Consider the following 11,379-nt stretch of genomic DNA (forward strand, 5'->3'; position numbering starts at 1 on the left):
GTTGCGTACCAGTGCGTCGAACTTGATGCCGAGTTCGTGCTGCGCCGCCGCCACCTCATGGTGATGCTTTTCGACGCGCACGCCCATCTCGGCGAGCACGGTCAGCATTTCCGAGCGCATGTCCTGCGCGCTGTCGATCGGCGGCACTGGGAAGTAGCCTCCCTTGACGCGCGGACGGTGGCCGAGATTGCCGGTCTCGTAGTCGGTGTCGTCGTTCGACGGCAGTTCCGTGGAGTCGAGCTTGAAACCGGTGTTGTAGGGATCGGCCTTGTACTTCACGTCGTCGAAGACGAAAAATTCGGCTTCCGGGCCGACATAGATGGTGTCGCCGATGCCTTCGGCCTTCATGTAAGCCTCGGCCTTCTTGGCCGTGCCGCGCGGATCGCGGTTGTAGGATTCACCCGAAACCGGATCGAGGATGTCGCACAGGATGACCATGGTCGACTGGGCGAAGAACGGATCCATGTGAACCGTTTCCGGGTCGGGCATCAGCACCATGTCGGACTCGTTGATGGCCTTCCAGCCGGCAATCGACGAGCCGTCGAACATCACGCCATCGGCGAACATGTCTTCCTCGACCTCGATGACATCCATCGTCACGTGTTGCAGCTTGCCCTTCGGGTCTGTGAAGCGCAGGTCGACGAATTTCACGTCGTTGTCCTTGATCTGCTTCATGATGTCTTTGGCTGTCGTCATGTCGTGTATCCCTGTGTGATGACTTTTTTTGATGATGACGTTTTCAGGAGGATGGGGCGGTCGGTTCAGACCGCGTCCATGCCCGTTTCGCCGGTGCGTATCCGCACGACTTCCTCGATGTTGGAGACGAAGATCTTGCCGTCACCGATGCGGCCCGTCTGGGCCGCCTTGCGGATGGCCTCGATGGCGCCTTCGACCGCGTCGTCGCCAAGCACGACCTCGATCTTCACCTTGGGCAGGAAATCGACGACATATTCGGCGCCGCGGTAGAGTTCGGTATGGCCCTTCTGACGACCGAAGCCCTTTGCCTCGGTGACGGTTATGCCTTGCAGTCCGGCCTCCTGAAGCGCTTCCTTCACTTCGTCCAGCTTGAATGGCTTGATGATCGCTTCGATCTTTTTCATGTAAAAAGTGGCCTCCACTGCCAAAAAAACGGGTTGTGACCCCCCGCTTGCGCCTCCATCAAGCACGAACTGTGCCAATTCAGCGGATTCGAAGCGGTCTCATAAGATTTCAAAGCCGCGCCGCACCGGGATGCAAATTCGCGTCATTCGCTGCACCGGAAGCGGCATGGGCTGCCAAAGCCTACACAGCGCCAGCACCCGCGTCCGCACAAAAATCAGGCATATCGCCTATCCCGCAGGCAATTTTCTGCCCGCGATGCCTATCGTGCCGACGTTATGGCTGCAGATCTCGGCAACTCCCCCTTGTTTGCTTAGGATCGAAATTGGACAATGCGCGATAGCATGCGGATCGGCAATCCATGAGCAACGAACTTCTTTCCCCGGCCGAAATGAGCGAGGCTGATCGGCTGTCGATCGCGGCCGGTCCGGCCGATGGAATCAGCCTGATGCGGCGCGCGGGCGAAGCGGTCGCGGCCGAGGTGCTCAAGCGCTATCCCTCGGCAAAGCACATCCATGTGCTCTGCGGGCCCGGCAACAATGGCGGCGATGGCTATGTCGTCGCACGCCTCCTGGCCGGCAGCGGCGTCGGCACAACGATCTGGTCATCCGGAGCGCCGAGGCCGGAAAGCGATGCGGCGCTCGCCGCCGCGGAATCCCTGGTCAAGTCCCGGCCGCTGTCTGATTTCGACGCCGAATTCGGCTCGATCGTGATCGACGGGCTCTATGGGGCAGGGCTGTCCAAGCCGCTGTCCGGCGATGCCGCGAAAGCTGTCGATACCGTGACAGCCCTGCGCCTGCCTGTGGTCGCGATCGACCTGCCGTCGGGCGTCTCGGGAGCCAGCGGCGAAATATTGAGCAGGGCGTTTCGCGCCGAGGTCACCGTCACCTTCGCGCGGAAAAAGCCCGGCCAATTGCTGCTGCCGGGGCGCGGGCAATGCGGTGAGATCGTGCTCGCCGATATCGGCATCGATGACGGCATCATCGCCCAGCTCGCCGTCTCGACCTTCGAAAATGTGCCGGACCTGTGGTTGCGGGAATTTCCGGTGCCGGCGGTGGACGCGCATAAATACAAGCGCGGCCATGTCGGCGTCTTTTCCGGCGGTCCCAGTGCTACCGGCGCGGCGCGGCTGTCGGCGATGGCCGCCGCGAGAAGCGGGGCAGGGGCGGTCACCGTGCTGTCGCCTGGCAATGCCATGCAGGTGAACGCGATACACCTCACCTCGATCATGCTGCGAGAGGCGGGGTCACTCGAGGAGGTGCAGGAATTTCTGACGGCGCGCCATCCCGAGGCGCTGGTGTTTGGACCGGGGCTCGGGCCAAAGCCCAAGGTCGGCGATTTCGCCCTGCAACTGATCAAGACCTTGGCGGAGGGTGCACGCGCATCGCAAACTGCAAACCACGGAGGAGCGATCGTGCTTGATGCCGATGCCATCACCTCTCTGGCCCATCAGCCGCAGGCGCTGTTCGAAGCCGCCCGTCAGCCAAACGCTCCAGTGTTGGTGATAACGCCGCATGAGGGTGAATTCGGCCGCTTGTTCCCAGATGTGGCCGGAGACAAAACCATGTCGAAGTTGGATAAGGCGCGAGCGGCTGCCGCGCGGGCCAACGCAACGATCGTCTACAAGGGCGCCGACACGGTCATAGCTGCGCCTGATGGCAAGGCAGCCATCAATTCCAATGGTGCGCCGTGGCTGGCCACAGCCGGGTCAGGCGACGTGCTGTCGGGTATCATCGCCGGTCTGCTCGCACAAGGCATGCCGCCCTTCGAGGGCACCTGCGCGGCGGTGTGGCTACACGCTGAAGCCGGCAGCCGGTTCGGACCCGGCCTGATCGCCGAGGATCTGCCGCTGGCGCTGCTGCCGGTGTTGCGTGAACTCTTCGACGCGCGCACGGCCGCTCCATGAGCCGTCCCTTTGCTCTTTTGCTTGCCACTTTCTTTATCGCCTTCGTGGCGTCGACGGCGCGCGCCGAAGGCCCCGTAACCGTCATCGACAATCCGGCGGTGCTCGCCGCGCTCGATGCCGGGGGTTTCGGCTTCGCCGATGTTTTGGGGGTTGACGGCGAGGACGGTCTAAAGACGCTTTACGACGAGGCCCCCGCCTATCACGCCATCGTTGACATCGTTGCCTCCGATGTTGCGGCGCTCCGCGCCGAGATGAAGGCCGGCGGGCGGCCGCTCTACGAGGTGACAGACGGCAATGTCGGCCGCATCATGGACGTGCGCTGGCTGAAGACCGACGCCGCGCGCTTCCGTCTGGTCGGCGTCGTCAACCGGCTCGACCGTCGCGATTTCATGCCGCTGCAAGGCGACAGGAGCTGCGGCGAGGTGCGCTTCATCTACCGCCTGGCCTACAGTTTTCGCAAGAACGGCAAGCTGCTGGCATCACGCCTGCCTTTCAACTTCAATGCCGTCTACAGCGCCGCGCCCGATGCCGATGGCGGCTGCGTCGGCACTGCCGGACGCTGGGCGCCACAGCTTGACGAGAGCGTCGATGCCGGCTGGCTGACCGGCGGGCCGCTGGAGAAGGCCGGGCTGACCTTCAAGCAACTGGAGCTCAACGCGCAGGTGGTGCGCTTCCCGTCCGGCCAGGAAACCGAGTTCGGCGGGCAGGCGGCCTATCTCATGCGGGTATTCGGCATCTATGGCGCTGCTATCAGCGAGAAGCCGCTGGAGAACACGCCCGACACCGCACGGCTCTCGCAGGACGCGGCGCTGAAAGCACGGCTTGCCGCCTATGTCGGCGCCAATCTGCCGGCGGTCGACGAAGGCGTCTATGAAATCCCCGACGAGTTCCTGGCCAGAAAGATCATTTCATGGTCGACCTTCGGCAGCGCGCGGCAGGCCAATCATCCGTTTACGCAATTATTCCAGCCCAAGGAATTCGCACCGCTCGACTATTCCGCGCTGAAACTGGTGCGCACGCCGGAAGCGCTGGTCGAGCGGCTGGACAACGGCGCCTGCCAGGGTTGCCATCAGGCCGGTTCGACCGCCGGTTTCCATTTCATCGGGCTAGACGACAAGACGACATCGCCGTTGAACCGCATCGAGGTCGGGATTTCGCCGCATCTTCATGCCGAGATCCCGCGGCGCCAGGCGTGGCTCGCCGCCACGGCCGAAGGCAAGCAGCCGAACCGCTTCCGTCCGCTCTCCTTTGCGCCGCCGGCGGTCTGGACGAACGCCGACGCGGTCGATTACGCGCCGGCGGAGATGGCCATGCCGTGCCTGATGCCGGAAGATGCCGCGCGGTTCGGCGCGACCTGGCAATGCGACGGCGGCACCGTCTGCACGCCGCTGGCCACCGCTTCAGGCGTGCACACGAAACTGGCGCAATGCCTGCTGCCCAAGGACAGCGAAAAAATGTTTTCCGGCCACCCCTGCCTGACCGGCTCGATCGCCAGCAACGCGGTGCAGCCTTTCAACGACCGCTACAGCAGATCGGGCCAGTTCGCGGCCTTCGCCCCGGATGTCTCGCGCACCGCCTATACCTGCCGGCCGCCGAAGATCGGCGTGCCGGGCGGGATCGCTTATCGCGGCTGCGACGACAAGGACCGCGACTTCGCGGCCTTCAAAGCCGGCAAGCCGATGCCGAACGAGATTTGCGGGCTGGTCGGCGGCAAGAAATTCGATATCTGCGTGGCCACCAACAATTTCGACCAATGTCTTGGCGGCGCCGTCAATCGCGGCAACCGGCCGGCCTGTTCGGCCGATCATTTCTGCCGCGAGGACTATATGTGCCAGTCACTGCCGCCTGACACGCCGGGCATCGGCAAGGTGAAAGGCATCGGCTTCTGCTCGCCGACTTACTTTATCTTCCAGATGCGTATCGACAATCACGCGACGCCATGGGGCAGCCCTGTCCGCGCCACCATGGGGGCAGGATTTGGCGCGGCGGAAGAGGAGTGAGCTGCCCGACCGTTACCTCGGATAGATGCCCAGCCACGCCTCACAGCGGGATGTTGTCGTGCTTCTTCCAGGGGTTCTGCATATCCTTGTTGCGCAGCATGCGTAGCGCGCGCGCGATGCGGCGGCGGGTCGAGTGCGGCATGATCACCTCATCGACATAGCCGCGCTCGGCGGCGACGAAGGGCGACAGGAAGCGATCCTCGTAAGCCTTTGTATGGGCTGCGATCTTTTCGATGTCACCGATGTCCTTGCGATAGATGATCTCCACCGCCCCCCTGGCACCCATCACCGCGATCTGCGCCGTCGGCCAGGCATAGTTCATGTCGCCGCGCAGATGCTTTGACGCCATCACGTCATAGGCGCCGCCATAGGCTTTGCGGGTGATGACGGTGATCTTCGGCACGGTGGCCTCGGCATAGGCGAACAGGAGTTTCGCGCCATGCTTGATCAGCCCGCCATATTCCTGCGCGGTGCCAGGCAGGAAGCCCGGGACATCGACGAAGGTGACGATCGGGATCGAAAAACAGTCGCAGAAGCGCACGAAACGGGCCGCCTTGCGGCTGGCGTCGGAATCGAGCACGCCGGCCAGTACCATCGGCTGGTTGGCGACGAAGCCGACGGTGCGGCCCTCGACACGCCCGAACCCGGTGACGATGTTCTTGGCGAAGTTCTGCTGGATCTCGAAGAAGTCGCCTTCGTCGGCAACTTTCATGATCAGTTCCTTGATGTCGTAGGGCTTGTTGGCGTTGTCGGGAATCAGCCGGTCGAGCGACAAATCATGATCGGTGACCGACTGGTAGCATTCGATCTCGGGAAGCTCCGATGTGTTGGAAGCCGGCAGCAGGTCGACCAGCCGGCGCATCTGCAACAGCGCCTCGACATCATTGTCATAGGCGCCGTCGGCGATCGAGGATTTCATCGTGTGGACGGAGGCGCCGCCGAGGCTCTCGGCGGTCACCGTCTCGTTGGTCACGGTCTTCACCACATCCGGTCCGGTGACGAACATGTAGGAAGTGTCGCGCACCATGAAGATGAAGTCGGTCATGGCAGGCGAATAGACGTCGCCGCCGGCGCACGGCCCCATGATGACGGAAATCTGCGGAATGACGCCTGAGGCCAGCACGTTGCGCTGAAAAATCTCGGCATAGCCGCCGAGTGCTGCCACGCCTTCCTGGATGCGCGCGCCGCCAGCATCGTAGAGGCCGATGATCGGCGCCCGGTTGCGCAGCGCCATCTCCTGCACCTTGATGACCTTCTCGGCATGCGCTTCCGACAGCGAGCCCCCGAATACGGTAAAGTCCTTGGCGAAGAGGTAGACCGGGCGGCCGTTGACGGTGCCCCAGCCGGTGACGACGCCGTCGCCGGCGATCTTGGTGTTCTCCATGCCGAAGTCGGTCGAGCGGTGCTCGACATACATGTCGAATTCCTCGAACGAGCCCTCGTCGAGAAACACCTCGATGCGTTCGCGCGCGGTGAGCTTGCCCTTCTTGTGCTGGGCATCGATGCGAGCCTGGCCGCCGCCCATGCGGGCAATCTCGCGGCGGCGCTCGAGTTCCTTGAGAACGTCTTTCATCGATTACCTCCCAAGCCAGTGGCATTTCGTGGTAATCGTGCCGGCAAGCGAGCGCAAGCGCGCTTGCGCCACGGGTTTTGTTGCGCTGCAGCATGACGCCCCTTGCATTTGGCGGCGAACTCAGCCATATGCAGCCCATAGGCGCTTGGGCCGGGAACGAATCCGGCCTTCTCGACGAATGAGACTGGTTGCGTCTGTTTTCCCTCTTTCCGGTATATCGGCCCTTTTTCCGGTAAATCACAAAGCGGCGAAAAAGCCCCGTGGCATGATGCCTGCGGGCACGACAGCGCAGCCGAGTGGACGAATACGTCCGCCCGCCTTGTCGTTCATCACAGATTTTTCGACGGCAGGTTGCGCCCTGCCGCCATCGATGTTTGCGGCCAGAAGCCGCGTGAAAGAAGATTATTTTGACCAACGAAAACACTTTGCCCGGTAGCACTGCGGAACTCACCGGTTTTGCGGCACTGGGTATTACGGGCGCGCTGCTCAAGGCCACCCACAACGCCGGCTTCGCCGAGCCGAAGCCGATCCAGGCACAGGCGATCCCGCCTCAGATGGAAGGCCGTGACATTTTCGGCATCGCCCAGACCGGCTCCGGCAAGACCGCAGCCTTCGCGCTGCCGATCCTGTCGAAGATCATTGCGCTTGGCACCAAGCGCCGGCCGAAGACGGCGCGTGCGCTGATCCTGGCGCCGACGCGCGAACTCGCCGTGCAGATCGAAGACACGATCAAGATCCTCGCCAAGGGCGCGCATGTCTCGACCGCGCTTGTGCTCGGCGGCGTGTCCCGCTTCAGCCAGGTGAAGAAGGTTGCTCCCGGCGTCGACATCCTGATCGCCACGCCCGGCCGTTTGACCGACCTGGTGCGTGAGGGCGACCTCGTGCTTGCCGACACCAAATGGCTGGTGCTGGACGAAGGCGACCGCATGCTCGACATGGGCTTCATCAACGACGTCAAGCGCATCGCCAAGGCGACGGCGCCCGACCGTCAGACGGTGCTGTTCTCGGCGACCATGCCCAATGAAATCGCCGAACTGGCCAAGGGCCTGCTGAAGAACCCGATTCGTGTCGAAGTCGCGCCGCAAAGCACGGCGGCGGCCGAGATCGTGCAGGGCGTCGTCTTTGCCCGCACCAAGCAGAAGCGCCAGGTTCTGTCGACGATGCTCGCCGATGAAGCGATGAAGTCCGTCATCATCTTTTCGCGCACCAAGCATGGTGCCGACAGGGTGACCAAGGACCTCGAGCGCGACGGCTTCAAGGCCGCCGTCATCCACGGCAACAAGTCGCAGAATGCCCGCCAGAAAGCGCTGAACGATTTCCGCGACGGCTCGGTGCGCATTCTGGTGGCGACCGACATTGCGGCGCGCGGCATCGACGTCCCCGGCATCAGCCATGTCGTGAATTTCGACTTGCCTGATGAAGCCGAGAGCTATGTCCACCGCATCGGCCGCACCGGCCGCAACGGCATGGACGGCATCGCGATAACGCTTTGCGATCCTTCCGAGAACAGCAAGCTGCGCCAAGTCGAGCGCATCATCCGCACCAAGCTGCCGATCGTTGCCGACCATCTCGGCAGCCCCGATCCGCTGCGCAATCCGGCTGAAAAGAACGAGCGTTTCGAGCCGGCCAATGATCGCAACGACCGCAATGGCCGTCGCGACGGCAGGCGGCCCGGTGGCGAGAACAAGGGCAACGGCTTTGGCAAGAAGCGCTTCGGTGACAAGCCTGCCTTCGCCGGCGAGCGCAAGCCGGATGGCGCCAAGCCGGCCTTCAAGGGCAACAACAAGCGTCGCTTCGGCGGCAAGCGTCCGGCTGCGCGGGCTGCGTAAGCCAGATCGCGTTGTAGTCAGTCAGGCTTAGCCTGGCTGATTGCCGGGACAGACCAAGGAAAGGGCGGCTGAAGCGATGCTTCGGCCGCCCTTTTTCGTCGGCTTACTTCACCACCGCTTCGATCCAGACGGCGATCCTTTGCGCCAGAAACGCCGTGGTCGATGGCGACAGCGCGTCGCCGGCAATGACGTGATTGTCCGGGTCGCCGGTGTCATCGACCGGAACCAGTTCATGCGGCGCGCCCCAGCGCCCGGCAATCTCGCGGGTGCGGTCGGCCCGCACCACTTTGTCCGAATCAGAAAAGATGAACAAAGCAGGGATGGTCGCCTTCTCCACCGGCGCGCCATAGGCAAGCTCGGTCAGCGCCTGCATCGGCAAGGTTGCTTCGATCGGATAGCGGGTGGTCCAGAATTTTTCATTCAGCGCGTTGCGTGGCACGAAGCTATGTTCCTTGCCGGCGACCAGCCTGGCGATTTGTTTGCCCCACGGCATGGTCAGGATCTCGGCGCCCGAAGCCTTGACGCCGAAGTTCGGGGAGATGAACGCAATCGCCGCCACCCCGTCCGATGCACCGGGCTGCGTTGCCGCCCAGACCGCCAGCGAGCCGCCGGTCGACGTCGAGATGATGATCACCTTGTCGCCGATCGCCCGGCCGATGGCGAGCGCTTCCTCATAGTCGTTGATCCAGGCGTTGATGCTGCCTTGCGTCATCGCCGCGCCATCCTGCCCGTGACCGGTGAGCCGGGTGTAGAAGAGATTGGCATCAAGCTGTTCCGCCACTTCGTCGGGCAGCGGGCGGACCTCGCCCTTGGATGCGGAAAAGCCGTGGATGTAGACGATCGACAGCGGCGTCCTGGCATGCACCAACGGATCGGCCCAGACGATCTCTTTTTCCAGCCCGTCACGGATTCCGGGGATGGCGGCTTCCGCCTTTGCCACATAGGCCTGCGGATCGTCAGCGATGAGCGAGGGATCGAAACGGATCGTGGTGTCGACGCGAACGCGCGGGCCGAGCACGAAGGCCAGTGCGAGAATGGCGATCAGGCCCAGCACAGCAAGCACGATCCGTCGCCCCATCGCAGACTCCACGCAGCACTTGTCTCAACCATGACCAAGGCGGCCCGAAACGGTGAGCCTGCCAATTTCGCCGGCGTCCTATTCGATCGGGGGCTTGCGGTCGTAATGCAGCGGCCGCGCCTTCCAACCGGTCATCAGGCTGATAAACCCTCTGCACAGCGGTCTCGGCAGCAGGCCGAGCAGTTTCAGGGGCCAGCTGGTCCGGCGCGGGAAATGGACTTCGAAGCCGCCCGACTTGATGCCCCGCGCCATGCGGCGCGATGCGCGGCTGACCGGCATCAGTCCCGGCATGGGCAGCATGTTCTTCTCGGTCAGTGGGGTGTCGATGAAGCCGGGATTGAACACCTGGATACGCACGTTCATCTTGTCGAAATCATACTTCAGCGACTCGGCCAGGATGTTGATGGCCGCCTTGGTGCCGCCATAGGCGGCCGTTGTCGGCCAGCCGAAATAGGATGTCACCGAGCCGACCAGCACGACATGGCCGCGCGCCCGCACACGCATGCGTTCGACCGCGGGCACGAGGCCGTTGATGATGCCGAAATAATTGACCTCGAAGGACCGGCGAAAGTCGTTGACGACAAGATTCTCCCCCGGCGTCGAAATGTAGTTCCCTGCATTGAAGATGGCGAGCACGATGGGACCGAGCTCCTTCTCGATCGCGGCGACGGTTCTTGCCATGCGCGGCTCGTCGGTGACATCGCAGGGAAAGGCCGTGACACTGCCCGGCATCTGCGCGGTCTCGACGACAAGCGTGTCGATCGGATCGTCGTCAAGCGCCGTCACCGCGACGGCATAGCCCTGGGAAGCAAGATCCCTGGCCAGCGCACGGCCGATGCCGCTTGAGCCGCCCGTGATCCAGGCGACGCCGTGCTTCGGGTTAGCCCGGTAGAGTGTCATGCTGCGCCCTGTCGACTTGTTGGTGCTTTGCTCTAGAGCGGTTCACCGTTTCACGGAAACGGCGAACTGCCCTATCTCCTTGTTTCTACGCAATTCCGGACGGAAAACCGTTTCACACTTTTCCTGGAATTGCTCTAGCGGTGAAGAAATCGAATGAAAAGCCGCTTTTCAACGTCAGCCGGAAATCAACAGTGGCGCAAGAGGCCAGCCTCGTGAAGCGCCGACGCAACAACAGCACTGCAAATGCGACTGGACCAGACAAATTCTTGCCTTGAAACCGCAGCTTCGGGTTTCTAGGGTTTCGGCGCACCTACACAAGGAATCCTGAATGCCCCGTTCTGTGATCGACGCGATCGGCAACACGCCTCTGATCCGCCTCAACAAAGCTTCGGAACAAACCGGTTGCGAGATCCTGGGCAAGGCCGAATTCATGAATCCCGGCCAGTCGGTCAAGGATCGTGCGGGCCTGTTCATCATCCGCGACGCCGAGAAGCGCGGGCTGCTGAAGCCCGGCGGCGTGATCGTCGAGGGAACGGCGGGCAATACCGGCATCGGGCTGACGCTGGTCGCCAAGGCGCTCGGCTACCGGACCGTCATCGTCATTCCCGATACGCAGAGCCAGGAAAAGAAGGACACGATCAAGCTGCTCGGCGCTGAGCTGATCGAGGTGCCGGCCGTGCCCTACAGGAATCCCAACAACTACGTGAAACTGTCGGGGCGGCTGGCCGAGCAACTGGCAAAGATAGAACCGAACGGCGCCATCTGGGCCAACCAGTTCGACAATGTCGCCAACCGTGACGGCCATATCCGCACCACCGCGGAGGAGATCTGGAGCCAGACCGGCGGCAAGGTCGACGGTTTCGTGTCGGCGGTCGGTTCTGGCGGCACGCTGGCCGGCGTCGCCTCCGGACTGAAAGCCAAAAGCCGGGATGTGAAGATCGCGCTCGCCGATCCGCTGGGGGCCGCGCTCTATTCTTTCTACACCAGCGGCGAGC

9 protein-coding genes are annotated in these 11,379 nt (G+C 62.9%); 4 read left to right on the forward strand and 5 right to left on the reverse strand.

Translation table 11 applies throughout. From position 1 onward, the window contains the following. Both EOD15_RS18755 and EOD15_RS18760 read right to left on the reverse strand, forming a co-directional pair. The coding region (locus tag EOD15_RS18755) for a glutamine synthetase beta-grasp domain-containing protein (protein ID WP_185929019.1) at positions 1-696 on the reverse strand (696 nt) is incomplete at its 3' end. 65 nt (positions 697-761) lie between these two features. Further along, positions 762-1,100 carry a P-II family nitrogen regulator gene (locus EOD15_RS18760; protein ID WP_006205430.1) on the reverse strand — a complete coding sequence of 113 codons (339 nt, stop codon included), beginning with the start codon at positions 1,098-1,100 and terminating at the stop codon, positions 762-764. A 359-nt stretch (positions 1,101-1,459) separates the two neighbouring features. Between EOD15_RS18760 and EOD15_RS18765 the strand changes: the two genes are divergently transcribed. Together EOD15_RS18765 and EOD15_RS18770 are read left to right on the forward strand one after the other, a co-directional pair. Continuing rightward, complete coding sequence (locus tag EOD15_RS18765; protein WP_127322094.1) at positions 1,460-3,004, forward strand: NAD(P)H-hydrate dehydratase; 1,545 nt, start codon at positions 1,460-1,462, stop codon at positions 3,002-3,004. After that, positions 3,001-5,004 (forward strand): hypothetical protein, encoded by a 2,004-nt coding sequence (locus tag EOD15_RS18770; protein WP_127408723.1) that lies wholly within the window; start codon positions 3,001-3,003, stop codon positions 5,002-5,004. Before EOD15_RS18765 ends, EOD15_RS18770 begins: the two co-directional genes overlap by 4 nt. 40 nt (positions 5,005-5,044) lie before the next feature. On the opposite strand, the gene EOD15_RS18775 is transcribed toward EOD15_RS18770, so the two are convergent. Then, positions 5,045-6,577, reverse strand: coding sequence for an acyl-CoA carboxylase subunit beta (locus EOD15_RS18775; protein ID WP_127408724.1), 1,533 nt, complete (start codon positions 6,575-6,577; stop codon positions 5,045-5,047). 407 nt (positions 6,578-6,984) lie between these two features. On the opposite strand from EOD15_RS18775, the gene EOD15_RS18780 reads away from it, so the two are divergent. Then, positions 6,985-8,406 carry a DEAD/DEAH box helicase gene (locus EOD15_RS18780; RefSeq protein WP_023812066.1) on the forward strand — a complete coding sequence of 474 codons (1,422 nt, stop codon included), beginning with the start codon at positions 6,985-6,987 and terminating at the stop codon, positions 8,404-8,406. 103 nt (positions 8,407-8,509) lie between these two features. Here EOD15_RS18780 and EOD15_RS18785 read toward each other — a convergent pair whose 3' ends face one another. Further along, positions 8,510-9,484 carry an alpha/beta fold hydrolase gene (locus EOD15_RS18785; RefSeq protein ID WP_127408725.1) on the reverse strand — a complete coding sequence of 325 codons (975 nt, stop codon included), beginning with the start codon at positions 9,482-9,484 and terminating at the stop codon, positions 8,510-8,512. A 78-nt stretch (positions 9,485-9,562) separates the two neighbouring features. Further along, positions 9,563-10,384 carry an SDR family oxidoreductase gene (locus EOD15_RS18790; protein ID WP_127323154.1) on the reverse strand — a complete coding sequence of 274 codons (822 nt, stop codon included), beginning with the start codon at positions 10,382-10,384 and terminating at the stop codon, positions 9,563-9,565. 328 nt (positions 10,385-10,712) lie between these two features. Between EOD15_RS18790 and EOD15_RS18795 the strand changes: the two genes are divergently transcribed. Next, the coding region (locus EOD15_RS18795; protein WP_127408726.1) for a cysteine synthase A at positions 10,713-11,379 on the forward strand (667 nt) is incomplete at its 3' end.

It is taken from the genome of Mesorhizobium sp. M7A.T.Ca.US.000.02.2.1, from assembly GCF_003996995.1.
GTDB lineage: Bacteria > Pseudomonadota > Alphaproteobacteria > Rhizobiales > Rhizobiaceae > Mesorhizobium.

Coding starts and splice junctions, on each gene's coding strand:
- EOD15_RS18790 (WP_127323154.1), bottom strand. CDS start 10,384: ATGACACTCTACCGGGCTAACCCGAAGCACGGCGTCGCCTGGATCACG.
- EOD15_RS18785 (WP_127408725.1), bottom strand. CDS start 9,484: ATGGGGCGACGGATCGTGCTTGCTGTGCTGGGCCTGATCGCCATTCTC.
- EOD15_RS18775 (WP_127408724.1), bottom strand. CDS start 6,577: ATGAAAGACGTTCTCAAGGAACTCGAGCGCCGCCGCGAGATTGCCCGC.
- EOD15_RS18765 (WP_127322094.1), top strand. CDS start 1,460: ATGAGCAACGAACTTCTTTCCCCGGCCGAAATGAGCGAGGCTGATCGG.
- EOD15_RS18770 (WP_127408723.1), top strand. CDS start 3,001: ATGAGCCGTCCCTTTGCTCTTTTGCTTGCCACTTTCTTTATCGCCTTC.
- EOD15_RS18760 (WP_006205430.1), bottom strand. CDS start 1,100: ATGAAAAAGATCGAAGCGATCATCAAGCCATTCAAGCTGGACGAAGTG.